13 protein-coding genes and 1 tRNA gene are annotated in these 14,340 nt (G+C 73.0%); 5 read left to right on the top strand and 9 right to left on the bottom strand.

The genetic code is table 11. From position 1 onward, the window contains the following. Positions 1–26 precede the first annotated feature (26 nt). The 5 genes from pth to AB0M92_RS03600 form a co-directional block, all read right to left on the bottom strand. A complete protein-coding gene (gene pth / locus AB0M92_RS03620) occupies positions 27–617 on the bottom strand; it encodes an aminoacyl-tRNA hydrolase (RefSeq protein ID WP_366100438.1) in 591 nt (196 codons plus the stop codon). A gap of 90 nt (positions 618–707) precedes the next feature. Then, a complete protein-coding gene (locus AB0M92_RS03615; protein ID WP_366100437.1) occupies positions 708–1,295 on the bottom strand; it encodes a 50S ribosomal protein L25/general stress protein Ctc in 588 nt (195 codons plus the stop codon). Positions 1,296–1,474: 179 nt separating this feature from the next. After that, positions 1,475–2,452 carry a ribose-phosphate diphosphokinase gene (locus tag AB0M92_RS03610; RefSeq protein ID WP_048479135.1) on the bottom strand — a complete coding sequence of 326 codons (978 nt, stop codon included), beginning with the start codon at positions 2,450–2,452 and terminating at the stop codon, positions 1,475–1,477. Positions 2,453–2,597: 145 nt separating this feature from the next. Further along, a complete protein-coding gene (gene glmU, locus AB0M92_RS03605; RefSeq protein WP_366100436.1) occupies positions 2,598–4,043 on the bottom strand; it encodes a bifunctional UDP-N-acetylglucosamine diphosphorylase/glucosamine-1-phosphate N-acetyltransferase GlmU in 1,446 nt (481 codons plus the stop codon). A 110-nt stretch (positions 4,044–4,153) separates the two neighbouring features. Next, positions 4,154–4,225, bottom strand: a tRNA-Gln gene (locus tag AB0M92_RS03600). A gap of 351 nt (positions 4,226–4,576) precedes the next feature. Here AB0M92_RS03600 and AB0M92_RS03595 point away from each other — a divergent pair. After that, on the top strand, positions 4,577–5,869 hold the full coding sequence (locus tag AB0M92_RS03595; protein WP_366100435.1) for a histidine kinase: 1,293 nt from the start codon (positions 4,577–4,579) through the stop codon (positions 5,867–5,869). Between the two features lie 91 nt (positions 5,870–5,960). On the opposite strand, the gene AB0M92_RS03590 is transcribed toward AB0M92_RS03595, so the two are convergent. After that, positions 5,961–6,473 (bottom strand): SUKH-3 domain-containing protein, encoded by a 513-nt coding sequence (locus AB0M92_RS03590; RefSeq protein WP_366100434.1) that lies wholly within the window; start codon positions 6,471–6,473, stop codon positions 5,961–5,963. A gap of 11 nt (positions 6,474–6,484) precedes the next feature. Next, the gene (locus AB0M92_RS03585; protein WP_366100433.1) at positions 6,485–7,084 is read right to left on the bottom strand and encodes a YwqJ-related putative deaminase; all 600 of its coding nucleotides are present in this window, start codon (positions 7,082–7,084) and stop codon (positions 6,485–6,487) included. 230 nt (positions 7,085–7,314) lie between these two features. On the opposite strand from AB0M92_RS03585, the gene AB0M92_RS03580 reads away from it, so the two are divergent. The 3 genes from AB0M92_RS03580 (at position 7,315) to AB0M92_RS03570 (ending at position 11,830) form a co-directional block, all read left to right on the top strand. After that, positions 7,315–8,310, top strand: coding sequence for an SMI1/KNR4 family protein (locus AB0M92_RS03580; protein ID WP_366100432.1), 996 nt, complete (start codon positions 7,315–7,317; stop codon positions 8,308–8,310). Between the two features lie 7 nt (positions 8,311–8,317). Next, positions 8,318–10,813 (top strand): SUKH-4 family immunity protein, encoded by a 2,496-nt coding sequence (locus AB0M92_RS03575; protein WP_366100431.1) that lies wholly within the window; start codon positions 8,318–8,320, stop codon positions 10,811–10,813. Between the two features lie 135 nt (positions 10,814–10,948). Further along, entirely contained in the window at positions 10,949–11,830 is an 882-nt protein-coding gene (locus AB0M92_RS03570) for a cellulose-binding protein (RefSeq protein WP_366100430.1), read from the top strand. 16 nt (positions 11,831–11,846) lie between these two features. On the opposite strand, the gene AB0M92_RS03565 is transcribed toward AB0M92_RS03570, so the two are convergent. Next, complete coding sequence (locus AB0M92_RS03565) at positions 11,847–12,416, bottom strand: CGNR zinc finger domain-containing protein (RefSeq protein ID WP_366100429.1); 570 nt, start codon at positions 12,414–12,416, stop codon at positions 11,847–11,849. 81 nt (positions 12,417–12,497) lie between these two features. Between AB0M92_RS03565 and AB0M92_RS03560 the strand changes: the two genes are divergently transcribed. Then, positions 12,498–13,355, top strand: a complete 858-nt coding sequence (locus AB0M92_RS03560) for an alpha/beta hydrolase (RefSeq protein WP_366100428.1) — start codon at positions 12,498–12,500, stop codon at positions 13,353–13,355. Positions 13,356–13,370: 15 nt separating this feature from the next. Here the strand turns inward: AB0M92_RS03560 and AB0M92_RS03555 are convergent, their stop codons facing one another. After that, on the bottom strand, positions 13,371–14,294 hold the full coding sequence (locus tag AB0M92_RS03555; RefSeq protein WP_366100427.1) for a hypothetical protein: 924 nt from the start codon (positions 14,292–14,294) through the stop codon (positions 13,371–13,373). Positions 14,295–14,340: the final 46 nt, after the last annotated feature.

Genomic DNA, 14,340 nt, shown 5'->3' with positions numbered 1-14,340 from the left:
ACGGCCGGCGGCCATGACGTGGGCGGTCAGGAGTTGTACGCCGACTGGGCCCGCTCCAGGCCCTCCGCGATCAGGCACTCCACCGCGTCCGCCGCCCGGTCCACGAACCAGTCCAGCTCCTTGCGCTCCGTCGACGAGAAGTCCTTCAGCACGAAGTCCGCGACCTGCATACGGCCCGGCGGGCGCCCGATGCCGCACCGCACCCGGTGGTACTCCGGCCCCATCGACTTCGTCATCGACTTCAGGCCGTTGTGCCCGTTGTCCCCGCCGCCCAGCTTCAGCCTCAGCGTCGGGTAGTCGATGTCCAGCTCGTCGTGGACGGCCACGATCCGGTCCACCGGCACCTTGTAGAAATCGCGCAGAGCCGTCACCGGCCCGCCCGACAGGTTCATGAACGACATGGGCTTCGCCAGCACCACCCGGCGGTTCGCCGGCCCCGGAGGACCCATCCGGCCCTCGACCACCTGCGCCCGCGCCTTGTGCGCCTTGAACTTCCCGCGCATCCGCTCGGCCAGCAGGTCCACCGCCATGAACCCGATGTTGTGGCGGTTGCCCGCGTACTCCGCCCCGGGATTACCGAGGCCGACGATCAGCCACGGCGCCGCATCGTCCGACATCCATGCTCCTTAACGAGGACGACCGCCGTCCCGCTCCCAGTGGAGCCGGACGGCGGTCGATCAGCAAGTGCTGAGGGGGAAGGGCGAGGCTCAGGCCTCTTCGCCCTCGGTGGCCGCGTCGGCGGCCGGCTCCTCGGCCTGCGGGGCGACGACCTGCAGGACGGCGGTGTCGCCGTCGACGGCCAGCGTGGTGCCGGCCGGCAGGACCAGGTCCTTGGCGTGGATGGAGGCACCGGCCTCAAGGCCCGCGATGGAGACGGTGACCTCGGTCGGGATGTGGGTGGCCTCGGCCTCGACCGTGATGGTGTTGAGGAGGGTCTCCAGCATGTTGTTGCCGGGGGCCAGGTCGCCCTCGGTGACGACGGCGACCTCGACGGTGACCTTCTCGCCCTTCTTGACGATCAGGAAGTCGACGTGGGAGATCGAACGCTTCAGGGGGTGCTTCTGCACGGCCTTCGGGATGACCAGCTCGGTGCCGTCGCCCGCGATGTCCAGGGAGATCAGGACGTTCGGGGTACGCAGCGCCAGCGCCAGGCCGTGGCCCTCGACGTTGACGTGCTTCGGGTCGTTGCCGTGGCCGTAGATGACGCCGGGAACCAGGGCGTCACGACGGGCCTGGCGGGCAGAGCCCTTGCCGAAGGTGGTGCGGAGCTCGGCGGAAAGCTTGACCTCGGACATGCTCACTCCTCGTGGGGTGACGGAAAACGGACGAAGGTCACCCGGCCTGAACGGCCTGCTACGAAGAGCGCGTCGATAACGGAGCGCCGACACCGAAAAGGTGCGGCCTCCCTCGCCGAGCAACTCGTGGAGTCTACCCGGCGCGGAGGCCGCACCCAAAAGGATCTCTGCGCTACCGGTTACTGCTGCTCTTCGAACAGGCTGGTGACCGAGCCGTCCTCGAAGACCTCGCGCACCGCGCGCGCGACCATCGGGGCGATCGACAGGACCGTGATCTTGTCGAGCTCCAGGTCGGACGGGTCCGGCAGGGTGTTCGTGAAGATGAACTCGCTGACCTTCGAGTTCTTCAGGCGGTCCGCGGCCGGCCCCGACAGGATGCCGTGCGTGGCCGTCACGATGACGTCCTCCGCGCCGTGCGCGAACAGCGCGTCGGCGGCGGCGCAGATCGTGCCACCCGTGTCGATCATGTCGTCGACCAGGACGCAGACGCGGCCGCGGACCTCACCGACGACCTCGTGGACCGTCACCTGGTTCGCGACGTCCTTGTCACGGCGCTTGTGCACGATCGCCAGCGGCGCGTCCAGACGGTCGCACCAGCGGTCGGCGACGCGCACGCGGCCGGCGTCCGGGGAGACGATCGTCAGCTTCGAACGGTCCACCTTCGCGCCCACGTAGTCCGCGAGGACCGGCAGCGCCGACAGGTGGTCCACCGGACCGTCGAAGAAGCCCTGGATCTGGTCCGTGTGCAGGTCGACCGTGAGGATGCGGTCCGCACCCGAGGTCTTCAGCAGATCGGCGACCAGGCGGGCCGAGATCGGCTCGCGGCCCTTGTGCTTCTTGTCCTGACGGGCATAGCCGTAGGACGGGATGATCACGGTGATGGAGCGAGCCGACGCGCGCTTCAGCGCGTCGATCATGATCAGCTGCTCCATGATCCACTTGTTGATCGGAGCCGTGTGGCTCTGGATCAGGAAGCAGTCCGCGCCACGAGCCGACTCCTGGAAACGAACGTAGATCTCACCGTTCGCGAAGTCGAAAGCCTTGGTCGGCACGAGGGCAACGCCCAGCTGATGCGCAACCTCCTCGGCCAGCTCGGGGTGGGCGCGGCCGGAGAAGAGCATCAGCTTCTTCTCGCCGGTCGTCTTGATCCCGGTCACAGCACAGTCTCCTCAGACGTGTTGAAAGCTGCTCGCCCCCGTGTGCGTCCGTCCCGCACACGGTGAGCCAGCCGAATTGCGTGCACCTATCACGGTACGCCCTGCCGGGCCTACCTGTTTCCGGTCAGTTCACCTCAACGAGGCCTCAGCGGGGGTCGGAATCCTCCGAAACCGCCGACTGCGCCGCCGTCGCCGCAGCACTTCCCGGACGCTTCCGAGCCACCCAGCCCTCGATATTGCGCTGCTGGCCACGCGCCACGGCCAGCGCACCGGCCGGCACGTCCTTCGTGATCACCGAACCGGCCGCCGTGTACGCGCCGTCCCCGATCGTGACGGGCGCCACAAACATGTTGTCCGAACCCGTCTTGCAATGTGAACCGACGGTGGTGTGGTGCTTGTGCTCGCCGTCGTAGTTCACGAACACGCTCGCCGCGCCGATGTTCGTGTACTCGCCGATCGTCGCGTCGCCCACGTACGAGAGGTGAGGCACCTTCGTGCCCTCGCCGATCGTCGCGTTCTTCATCTCCACGTACGTACCGGCCTTCGCCTTCAGGCCCAGGCTCGTCCCCGGACGCAGGTACGCGTACGGGCCGACCGAAGCCGACTCGCCGATGACCGCCGTGTCCGCGACCGTGTTGTCCACGCGCGCCCGCGGGCCCACCCTCGTGTCCTTGAGCCGCGTGTTCGGACCGACCTCGGCGCCCTCGGCGACGTGCGTCGCGCCGAGCAGCTGCGTACCCGGGTGGATCAGCGCGTCCTGCCCGAAGGTCACGGTCACGTCGACGAACGTGCTCGCCGGGTCGACGACCGTCACGCCCGCCAGCATCGCCTGCTCCAGGAGGCGGGCGTTCAGCAGCGCGCGGGCCTCGGCGAGCTGGACGCGGTTGTTGATCCCGACGATCTGGCGGTGGTCGCCGCCGACGGCCGCGCCGACGCGGTGACCGGCCTCGCGCAGGATGCCGAGCACGTCGGTGAGGTACTCCTCGCCCTGGCTGTTGTCGGTGCGCACCTTGCCGAGCGCGTCCGCGAGGAGGGCGCCGTCGAAGGCGAAGACCCCGGAGTTGATCTCCCGGATCGCGCGCTGGGAGTCGGTGGCGTCCTTGTGCTCGACGATGGCGGTGACGGCGCCGGCGCCGTCCCGGACGATGCGGCCGTAGCCGGTGGAGTCGGGGACCTCGGCGGTGAGCACGGTGACGGCGTTGCCGTCGGACACGTGCGTGGCCGCGAGCTGCTGCAGGGTCTCCCCGGTGAGCAGGGGCGTGTCGCCGCAGACGACGATCACGGTCCCGTCGACGCCGCCGCCGAGCTCTTCGAGGGCCATGCGGACGGCGTGTCCGGTGCCGTTCTGCTCGTACTGGACGGCGGTGCGGACGCCGGCGTCGACGCCGGCGAGGTGCGCGGTGACCTGCTCGCGGGCGTGGCCGACGACGACCACGAGGTGTTCGGGGTCCAGCTCGCGCGAGGCGGCGACGACGTGACCCACGAGCGAGCGCCCGCAGATCTCGTGCAGAACCTTGGGAGTGGCCGACTTCATGCGGGTGCCTTCACCCGCTGCGAGTACGACGACGGCTGCCGGGCGGTTGGCGCTCACGGGGATGCCCTTCGGCTTCGGGTGGTGGACCCGTGAAGGATACCGGGGGGCCGCACCCCGGAAACGAAGCCGGGTCCCGACCGAGAGGTCAGGACCCGCGTGTACAGGAGCTCCCCCGCCAGGACTCGAACCCGGACATAAGGCACCAAAAGCCTCAGTGCTGCCAATTACACCACAGGGGATTATTTGCGACTAAACCGGACATTACCTCTCGTCGGTCGAGTCGACGGCACCTACTATGCCGCACCACCACCCCTCGATGCGACGGTAAAGATCAGCGCCTTGCGGCGAATCCAACCCCACCGCCTGGGGCCGATGCCGCTCCGCGGCCGCCGCTTCGGCGGTCTTGTGGATCTGAAGCCCGAGCCCCGGGCGGTCTCCCGTCGGGCCCACGAGGCGCAGCCGTGCGAGAAACGTTCGGAACGTGGTGCCAGGTCGCGGTCGACGGGCGACTCGGCCGTACGTGCGATCGGGCCCGGTCCGCCGGAATTACGTTCGCACGTGTGCTGGGGGCCCTGCGTACGCTGGACGGCATGACCATTACGGGGGAAGAGCAGGGCGGGGCCGGGCGGGACGGGCCATGGTGGTGGGAGCGGCCGCGGGGGGCCGTGCTCGATGTGGGGCTGGCGGCCGTGTCGGCCGTCGAGTGCGCCGTCGAAGGGGTGCCCTTCGCGCACGAGGCCGGGCTCCCGGTGCCGGTCGGGGTGCTGTTCGGGCTGCTCGTGGGGTCCACGCTCGTACTGCGGCGGCGCTGGCCGATCGCCGTGGTGCTGGTCGGGATCGCCGTGTCGCCGGCCGCGATGGGCTTCCTGCTCGGAGTGGTCGGGCTGTACACGCTCGCCGCCTGTGAGGTGCCCCGGCGGATCACCGCGACGCTGACCTCGATGTCGCTGGTCGCGACCTTCGTGGTGATGTACGTGCGGACCAGCGGGGACCAGGGGGCCTCGCAGTCGCTCGTCATCGTGCTGTCCGTGTTCGTCGCGGTGGCGCTGACCGTGCCGCCGGTGCTGCTCGGCCTGTACATAGGGGCGCGGCGGCGGCTGATGGAGAGCTTGCAGGAGCGGGCGGATTCGCTGGAGCGGGAGCTGTCGCTGCTCGCGGACCGGGCGGAGGAGCGGGCCGAGTGGGCCCGTACGGAGGAGCGCACGCGGATCGCGCGCGAGATGCACGACGTGGTGGCGCACCGGGTGTCGCTGATGGTGGTGCACGCGGCGGCGCTGGAGGCGGTCGCGGTCAAGGACCCGGAGCGGGCGGCGAAGAATGCCGCGCTCGTGGGGGACATGGGGCGGCAGGCGTTGACGGAGTTGCGGGAGATGCTGGGGGTGCTGCGGGCGGCGGAGTCGCCGAAGCGGGCCCCGGCCGCCGCCGCTTCCGCCGCGAGGGCGACGGTGGCCGCGCTGGTGGGGAGCTTCGAGGACGGTCCCGGGCCCTCGCTGGGTGAGCTGGAGGCGCTGGTCGGGCAGTCGCGGGCGGCCGGGATGGTCGTGGAGCTGGATGTCCGGGGCGCGGGGGCGGGGTATCCGGCGGAGGTGGAGCAGACGGCGTACCGGGTGGTGCAGGAGGCGCTGACGAACTGCCACAAGCACGCGCCGGGGGCGCGGGTGGTGGTGCGGCTGGCTCATCGGGAGGGTGAGGTGGCCATGCAGGTGGAGAACGGGCCGTGCGGGGCGGACGTGGTCCAGCCCGGCCTGCCGAGCGGCGGGAACGGGCTGGTCGGCATGCGCGAGCGGGTGCTCGGCCTGGGCGGCGTCTTCGTGTCCGGCGCGACGGAAGAGGGCGGCTTCAGGGTGTCGGTGGTCCTGCCGTGCGTTCTGCGGGGGGCGTAGGCCGTTTCTTTCGGATCGGGCCGGCCGGCGCGGCCCGCGTGGGCGAGCGCCGGCCTGATCGACGGGGCGCCCTTCCTGCGGGGCGCCCTTCCTACGGGGCGGTGGTGAGGCGGGTGGGCTGGAGGCCGGTGAGGAGGAGGGTGAGCGCTTCGTCCAGGTCGGTGCCGAGGTACCAGTCGCCGGTGTGGTCGATGCCGTAGACGCGGCCTTCGCGGTCGATGGCGAGGTGCGATCCGGCGTCGGCGTCGACGCCGAGGGGGCAGAGCTCCGTGGACAGGGCGCGGCCGAGGTCGGCGAAGGTGCGGGCGAGGTGGAGGCCGCTGAGGGGGTCGAGGCGGACCGGGGCGGGGGCTATCTGGCGGCCGGGGCCGGGCGCGGTGATGTGGAGGCCGCCGAATTCGGCCCAGGCCTCGACGGCGGCGGGGAAGACGGTGTGCCGGTGGCCGGCGGGGGTGGTGTGGTCGCGCAGGGCATCGGCCCAGAACTCGGCCTGCTTGATGTCCCAGCGGCCGGGCTCCCAGCCGGCGGTGCGCAGGGCGGTGTCCACGGGGCCCGGGAAGCGGGTGGCCGTGGAGCGGTCGTAGGAGGCTGAGGAGGTGGTCATGGTGGTGGAGGTCAGGCCTTCTCTGACGCGGGGGTGAGGTCGACGGCGCGTACGCCGAAGTGGGCGAGGAGGGCTTCGCAGGAGCGGCAGGGGGGTGCGTAGCTGCCGTGGAGCGGGTCGCCGTCCTCGCGGATGCGGCGTGCGGTGATCTTGGAGTGCTTCAGGGCGCGGCGCGCTTCGCTCGCGGTGAGGGGTTTGCGGGAGGCGCGTTTGCTGCGGGCGCCCTCCACGGCCGCGAGGTGGCGCGAGAGCAGGATCGCCTCGGGGCAGCGGCCGGTGAAGCGTTCGCGCTGGCCGCTGGTGAGGGTGTCGAGGAAGTCCTGGACGAGGGGGTGCAGGGCGGGTGGCTGGTCGGCTTTGCCCGCGGTGCCGGTGAGGGTTTCGCCGCGTACGGAGAGGGCTGCGGCGATGGTGGGCAGGATGCCGTCGCGGCGGAAGCGCAGGACGGGTGCGGCGGGCCGGCCGTCGGTGCTGCTCCAGCGCAGGCGGGGGTCTCCGGCCGGGGCGGCCGGCCCGGCCTGCCTGCCGGCTGCCGGGTCGCCCGGGTCGCCCTGGTCGCCGGGTCCCGAGGCGCCGTCGGCGGTGTCCGTGCGTGTCGCCGTGTTCTGCATGGTCGCGTCTTCCCTCCCGTGGCGGCGGTGGTGGCCGCTGTCGCGCACGCCCCCGTGCTGAGGGGACAGCCTGTCAAATGTCCCCTGTCGTGTGGAAGCGGGGTCGAATATTCGTATCAATTCGGATGTTCCTGGCCCGCGCGCGGGTGCGGGGGTCGTGGGCGGGTGGGGCCCTTGCCCGACCACATAGGCTGTGGTGAACCAGCCAGATCCAGCAGGGGGCTACCGCCATGACGACAGGTCGGCTCGGGCAGCAGGCCGCGCCACCCAACGCCGCGTACTCCGGGCAGGTCGTGCATTTCCCGGACCCGGTCCGGGCCGCTCGGCATCCCCACGGGGTACGGATGGACGCGGACGGACATCCCGACTTCTCCCCGTACGCGCGCGCGGCGGTGGAGATCGCCGAGCCGCCGGAGGGTTTCGGTGTGGACGAGCTGCGGCTGACGGACTGCGTGTCCGCGAACGCGGCGATGCACGCGGCCGGGCACGCCCTGTGGGACACCGTCGGGCCGGTGGCGACCCCGCACGGCTGGACCTGGCACCACGTGGCCGGGACGCGGCGCATGGAGCTGGTCCCGGTCGAGGTGAAGGCACTGCTGCGGCATCACGCGGGGCTGGCGACGGCGCCGGTCGACCACGGCAAGCGCGGGACGCGGCCGTTGCAGGAGCTGCGCCCGGTGCACCTGGGTCTGCCGAAGACGGTGGTGTCGGTCGCCGAGGAGGCGGTGCAGGGAGTCGAGGAGGACCTCGGCTACCGGCTGCCGGAGGCGTACCGCGCGTTCCTGAAGGCGGCGGGCGGCTGCGCGCCGGTGGGCGCCGGGCTCGACGTGGACCTGGGTCTGCTGGTGGACCAGCCGTTCTTCACGGTGCGCGAGGAGGCGGCGGTCAACGACCTCGTGTACGTCAACAAGTGTCTGCGGGACCACCTGACGAAGGACTACCTGTGCGTGGCCTTCGTGCAGGGCGGTCTGCTCGCGCTGAAGGTCAAGGGCGAGGCGATCGGCTCGGTCTGGTTCTCCCCGTACGACGACGCCCGCGACCAGGACGGCTGGTCCGTGCAGGAGCGCGTGGGGCGTTTGTTGCTGCCGTGCGGTGCCGATTTCGATGCCTTTCTGGAGCGGTTGGCGGGTAATCCGCCGGAGTTGGAAACGGTGGCCGGTCTGATGGTGGACGGCGGATTCGCACGCTCGGTTCCCGTGTCCGGTGCGGCACCGGTGGAGGGGTGACGGCGCGATGGTGACGTTTGCGCAGGCGCAGGAGCGCGCCGAGGAATGGATCAACGGGGACGTGCCGGCGTACCAGCACCGTGAGGTGCGGGTACGGGAGTTCGGACTCGGGTTCGTGGTGTGGGCGGAGGACCGGGCGGCCGGTCCGGTGTCCGGTGGCGGCCGGCAGCGGCTGGTCATCGCGCGGGACAGCGGGGAGGTGACGCTGTGGCCGGGTCTGCCGGTGGGTGAGGTGATCCGCCGGTACGAGGAGGAGTACGGGGTCGCGGCCGCGCAGGTGGCGGAGCCCTCGGTCCCGACGCCGCGGATCGACTCGGAGCAGACCTCGTTCATGCTGAGTCCGCCGGAGTGGCTGCAGGAGGCGGCGGACCGGGCGGGGATTGCGGCGGCGCCGACGCCGGTTCCCGCCGTGGCGGCCGAGCCCGTGGCCGCGCCCGGGCCGGCGCCCGTGCCGGCTCCGGAGCCGGTGGTCGCGTCCGCTCCGGGTCCCGAGCCGGTGGAGGCGGTTCCGCTGCGCCGTGAGGTGCCGTACGAGCCGACCGCGAACGACGGGGTTCCGGCCGGGGCCACGCCGTGGGCCGGCACCGATGTGAACCCTGGTGCGGACGACGTGTCCGTACCGCTGCCCGCGACGGTGTTCGCGCCCCCGCTGTCGGGTTCGGACCTGGACGACATGGCGCCGCCTTCCGGTGTGGCCCCGGAGGCCAAGACCGCGCTGATTCCCGGGGGCAGCCGGCTCCCGAAGACCGCGATCGCCCCCGCGCTGGATCTCGGGGCGGCTGCGGGTGAGGGCCCGGATTCCGGGTCGATCGCCGACGCTCCGACGAGCAAGGCCCAGGTCTCCCGGCCGGGTGCGGCTCCCGCGACGCCGCCGGGTCCGCCGGGGGCTCCGGGTGCGCCCGGCCTCGACCACGCCGCGACGATGCTGGCGGGTCCGGCGGTGACGGGTCAGCCCGCGCCTCCGGGGCCGCCCGGTGCTCCGGGTGCTCCCGGTGCTCCGGGTCAGCCGCCGGCGCCTCCCGGGCCGCCCGGTGCTCCGGGCTCGCTGGGGCGCGGGCTGGACCACGCCGCGACGATGCTGGCGGGTCCGGCGGTGACGGGTCAGCCCGCGCCTCCGGGGCCGCCCGGTGCTCCCGGTCAGCCGCCGGCGCCTCCCGGGCCGCCCGGTGCTCCGGGCTCGCTGGGGCGCGGGCTGGACCATGCCGCGACGATGCTCGCGGGTCCCGGCGTACCCCAGCCTCCGGGTCCGCCCGGTGCTCCCGGTCAGCCGCCGGCGCCCCCCGGTCCGCCCGGCGCTCCCGGCGGTTCGGGCCACCAGGCCGCCACGATGCTCGCGGGTCCCGGCGTACCGCAGCCGCCCGGTCCGCCGGGGGCTCCCGGTGCTCCCGGCGCGCCCGGGGGCGGGCTGGACCATGCCGCGACGATGCTGGCGGGTCCGGCCGTGACGGGTCAGCCCGCACCCCCCGGCCCGCCCGGGCAGCCGCAGGCCGGTCCCGGCCCCGCGGCGCCCCCGGCGCCCACCGGCGCGCCCACGGTCGGCCCGGGCTACCAGGCCGTACTGCGCTACCGCGCGCCGGACGGCTCCGAGCAGCAGCTCATCCGGCGTTCGGCGCCGGGTACCCCGCACCCCGAGTGGCAGATCCTGTACGAGCTGCGCGCGATGAACGTGCCGCCGCAGCAGGTGCTGGAGCTGCACACCGAGCTGGAGTCCTGCGAGCTTCCCGGCGGTTACTGCGCGCGGATGATCCGGGAGACCTGGCCGCAGGTCCGGATCACGAGCGTGGCCCCGTACGGCAAGGACCACGCGGGCCGTCAGCAGGGCATGAGGCATCTGCTGACCCATCAGGGTGAGCTGCACCAGGTGGCGGACGGTCCGGCGCGCCCCGCGCCGGTACGGGCGCCGCTCCAGCAGGTGCCGCTCCAGCCGGCGATTCCGCTGGACGCCATCGGCGCGGAGCTGGCCGGGGCGTTCGGCCCGCAGGGTGTGTTCCGCTTCGATCAGCGGGCGGTGTCGCGCCAGGGTGTGCCGGAGATCGTGGCGCAGACCTTGATGTGGGCGGGTCTGCCGACGGACTTCGGGCCGTTCTTCTGGGCGCAGGCGGTGCCGGGTCAGCCGGTGCCGACGCTGGCGGAGCTGGCGGCGCAGCGGCAGGTTCAGCCGGCGTCCGACGCGGGCTCGTACCTGGTGGTGGGCAGCGACTTCGGCAAGGCGTTGTGCGTGCAGTACGGGACGGCGCACATAGTGGCGGTGCCGGTGGAGGCCGGTCCGGGCGGTGCTCCGGTGCCGCCGCAGTTCGTGAATTCGAGCCTGCCGCAGTTCGCGCGTTCGCTGGCGATGCTGGGTCACATGTGGCGGTTGCGCCAGCATCTGACGCCGGAGCAGGCGGGCCGTTGGACCGCCGATTTCCAGACGAATCTGGCGGGGCTCGACAGCGCGGCGCTGGCGTCGCCGGAGAGCTGGTGGTCGGTGCTTCTGGAGCAGATGTGGGACGGGTTGCTCTGATCGGATGATCGGGCGGATGGCCGGGCCGGGACCCTCGTGCGGGGTACCGGCCCGGCCATTCGGGCTTCCGGCCGCAAATGGCGCATCCTTGACAGGAATCACCCCGAGAGAGGCGCTTCCAGGATGACTGCACCCATGTCACCTCACGGACCGGGTTTCGCGACCGTACGAGGTCGCGGCTACCGCACGGAAGAGGTCGACCGGTATCTCGCCCGCCTCTCCGGCAGCCGGGACGAGGCGTGGGAGCGGGTGGCACGGCTGACGGTCCTGGCGAAGCGGATGGAGGCGGAGGCGGGGCGGCTGCGCGAGGCCGTTGCGGCGCTGGCTCCGCAGACGTACGACGAGCTGAGCGAGCGGGCGCGGCGGATCCTCCTGTTGGTGGAGGAGGAGGCGGACACCGTACGGCGCGATGCGCGGGCGGACGCGGTGGACGCGAGTGGCGCGGCCGAGGCGTACGCGGACCGGGTGGCGGAGCTGGCGCGCCAGGACGCGGAGGCGGTGCGGGAGCAGACGGAGGTCCGGGCGCGCCAGGGGCTGTTGCGGGCGGGGCGGGAGGCCGACGCGGTCCGGGCGGAGGCGAAGGACGACGCGGCGGAGTGGCGGGCGCAGGCGCAGGCGGCGCTGACGGAGATGCGGCGCCGGTCGGACGCGCTGCTGGCGGACGGCGAGCAGGAGCACGTGGAGCGCTGGGACGCGGCGGAGCGGGAGCTGGCGGCCCGGGAGGCCGATCTGGAGGCCCGGCACGCGGAGCTGGAGCGGTACGCGGAGGTCCGCCTGGCGGAGGCGCGGCGCGGGTACGCGGAGGCGGAGGAGTCGGCGCGGCACGGGCAGGAGGACGCGGAGGCGCGGGCGGCGGAGCTGCTGGCGGAGGCCGGGATGCAGGAGGAGCGGACGGGCCGGGAGACGGAGCGGATCCTGCGCGAGCACGGGGAGGCGCAGGACGAGATGCGGGCGCACATGAACCATGTGCGCTCCAGCCTGGCGGCCTTGACGGGCCGCGCCCCGGCCGAGGGCTGACGGGTCGTCCCGGCCGTCAGGGCTTGTGGCGGGCGTAGTAGCGGGCGACGCGGGCGCGGTTGCCGCAGGTCGAGGCCACGCACCAGCGGCGCCGGGGGTGCGCCGGGAGGAACAGCAGGACGCAGTCCGCCCCTTCGCACTCCCGTACGTCCCGCACCCGCGGGTCCGTCAGGAGCTCGACCGCGGCGTCCGCCAGTCGTGCGGCGAGCCGCCGGGCCGGGGCGCCCGTGCGGTGGGCGGCCGCCGTCAGCCCGGATTCGGGGGTCCAGGCGAGCTCCCGGTGGGCCGGGGCGGCCGCCGAGGCCTCGTTCAGGGCGCGCAGGGCGCCGGCCGGGGGACGCTCGCCGCGCCGCGCGGCCGCGAGCGCCGCGCCGGCCGCCTCCCGTACGGCGTGCACGGCCGCCACCTCCGCCGGGCCCGCCTCGGCGACCGGCCCGAGGCGGTCCTCCTGAACGGCCAGCCAGGCCGTGAGTCCTTCCGGGCCGGCGATCAGATCGCCCGCATCGGCGGGCCGGGTGTTCAGCAGGTCCAGGGCGAGGGGCTCGCCCGTGAGCGGGAACGGCGTGTCCGTCGGGTTCGCGGTCATGTCACTAATGCTACGTGAAGCACTTGACCCGTTAGAAGTGCAGAGTCAAACTAATGGGAACAAGGCCACTGGAGGCATGTGATGCTGCACGTTCACCACCGCACCGCCGATGTGCGCGGGGTCCGCGTCGCCTACCGCGAGAGCGGCCCGGCCGACGGACCGGTCCTGCTCCTCCTGCACGGGTTCCCCACCTCCTCGCACCAGTTCGCCCGGCTGATGGACGCCCTCGGCGGCACCGGGTACCGGCTGATCGCCCCCGACCACCCCGGATTCGGCCGCACCGAGACCCCGGCCGGGTTCACGTACACCTTCGACCGGCTCGCGGACGTCCTGGAAGGGTTCACCGACGCCCTGGGGCTGGACCGCTACGCGCTCTACGTCTTCGACTACGGCGCCCCCGTCGGACTGCGGCTCGCCGTGCGGCGGCCCGAGCGGGTGACGGGCCTGATCGTGCAGAACGGCAACGCGTACGAGGAGGGGCTCTCCGACGCGGCCCGCGCGTTCGCCGGACACCGGCGGGAGGTGCCGGGCGACGAGGAGAAGGTGCGCGCCCTGTTCAGCCCGGAGGGCATCCGCTTCCAGTACGAGGCCGGTGTCGCCGACCCCGCCCTGGTCTCACCGGACGGGTGGACCCTCGACGTGCACTACGTCGGACTGCCGGGGCGCGCCGGGGCACAGGCCGACCTGGCCTTCGACTACTCCTCGAACTTCACGCAGTACCCGGTCTGGCAGGCCTGGCTGCGGGCCTGCGGGGTGCCCGTCCTGGTCGTGTGGGGCGCGGGGGACCCCTTCTTCATCCCGGCGGGGGCGAAGGCGTACCTGCGGGACGCGCCGGACGCCGAGGTGCACGTCGTCGACGGGGCGGGGCACTTCGCGCTGGAGACGCACCTCGGGGAGATCGCCCCGCTGATCGAGGGGTTCCTCGCGAAGCTCCCCTGAGGGGGGATCCCCCCCTCAGCCCGCCGGCTGCTGCGCCTGGTCCGCGGCCTGAGCCGGAGCCGGAACCGGAGCCTGGGTCGGAGCCGGAGCCGGAGCCGGAGCCGGAACCTGAGCCGGTACGGACGCCGGCGCGTGGCGGTACGGGTCGCTGCGCAGGCCGCGCGAGGTGACCACCACCGTGAACGCGGCCGGCGCCCCGGTGGCGGGGAGCTGCGCGCTCAGGGTGCCCGTCGCCGGGTCGTACACGCTCGGCAGCGCGGTGGAGTCGAGCTCCACCCGGGCCTCCGGGCCGAAGCCGCCGCCCTCGACGACCAGTGCGGGGCCGGCCACCGTCACCCGCGTGATCACCGGATTGGCCCGTGTGGCCATCTTGTTGACCAGGTAGGCGCCGGCCGGGGCGCCCGTCAGCGCCCAGATCTCGCCGGGGAGGCGGGGGAGTCCGCCGCCCACGTCGGCGAGGAAGAACAGCACCACGTAGAGCATGGTGACGGCGCTGAGGGCCACGTACTGGAGGTCGACGAGGTCGGTGCGCCCGCTGTCGTTCGCGATCAGCTCGCGCAGCGGGCGCTGGCCGGAGCCGGTGGGCTTCGGGGCGGGCTTGGCCATGGTGCCGTTCTCGACGCGGATGCCGACGACCGTCTTGGCCCCGATCATCGCCACGTACGGGCCTCCGAGCAGTGGCAGGTACACCTTGGTCAGGGAGGACAGCGGGCCGTGCTCCCCGGTGAACCAGCCGATGCCGCCGCCCGCGGTGAGCCCGTACGCGAGGATCGTGAGCAGGAGCCAGACCAGGATCACCGTCCAGGCCAGGGCCAGGGTGGTCGAGGTGGAGAGGCGGCCGTCGCGGCCGGTGACGAAGCCCGGACGGCGGCGCAGCCGCAGGGCCGTGGGCCCGGCCAGGGCGGCCAGTAAGGCGAGTGCGAAGAGTGCGGAAGCCATGTCGTCCCCCCGGAACGGATCCCGGACGCGGAACTCCGGGATGCAG

This window comes from Streptomyces sp. NPDC051582 (assembly GCF_040681715.1).
In the GTDB taxonomy this organism is placed as follows: domain Bacteria; phylum Actinomycetota; class Actinomycetes; order Streptomycetales; family Streptomycetaceae; genus Streptomyces.
The sequence above is the reverse complement of the archived record's forward strand: the minus strand, read 5'-3'. Positions and strand labels throughout refer to the sequence as shown.

What these genes read in the sequence shown, in the direction of transcription:
- pth (WP_366100438.1), bottom strand. Translation starts at nt 617, where the DNA reads ATGTCGGACGATGCGGCGCCGTGGCTGATCGTCGGCCTCGGTAATCCC.
- AB0M92_RS03615 (WP_366100437.1), bottom strand. Translation starts at nt 1,295, where the DNA reads ATGTCCGAGGTCAAGCTTTCCGCCGAGCTCCGCACCACCTTCGGCAAG.
- AB0M92_RS03595 (WP_366100435.1), top strand. Translation starts at nt 4,577, where the DNA reads ATGACCATTACGGGGGAAGAGCAGGGCGGGGCCGGGCGGGACGGGCCA.
- AB0M92_RS03590 (WP_366100434.1), bottom strand. Translation starts at nt 6,473, where the DNA reads ATGACCACCTCCTCAGCCTCCTACGACCGCTCCACGGCCACCCGCTTC.
- AB0M92_RS03585 (WP_366100433.1), bottom strand. Translation starts at nt 7,084, where the DNA reads ATGCAGAACACGGCGACACGCACGGACACCGCCGACGGCGCCTCGGGA.
- AB0M92_RS03580 (WP_366100432.1), top strand. Translation starts at nt 7,315, where the DNA reads ATGACGACAGGTCGGCTCGGGCAGCAGGCCGCGCCACCCAACGCCGCG.
- AB0M92_RS03575 (WP_366100431.1), top strand. Translation starts at nt 8,318, where the DNA reads ATGGTGACGTTTGCGCAGGCGCAGGAGCGCGCCGAGGAATGGATCAAC.
- AB0M92_RS03570 (WP_366100430.1), top strand. Translation starts at nt 10,949, where the DNA reads ATGTCACCTCACGGACCGGGTTTCGCGACCGTACGAGGTCGCGGCTAC.
- AB0M92_RS03565 (WP_366100429.1), bottom strand. Translation starts at nt 12,416, where the DNA reads ATGACCGCGAACCCGACGGACACGCCGTTCCCGCTCACGGGCGAGCCC.
- AB0M92_RS03560 (WP_366100428.1), top strand. Translation starts at nt 12,498, where the DNA reads ATGCTGCACGTTCACCACCGCACCGCCGATGTGCGCGGGGTCCGCGTC.
- AB0M92_RS03555 (WP_366100427.1), bottom strand. Translation starts at nt 14,294, where the DNA reads ATGGCTTCCGCACTCTTCGCACTCGCCTTACTGGCCGCCCTGGCCGGG.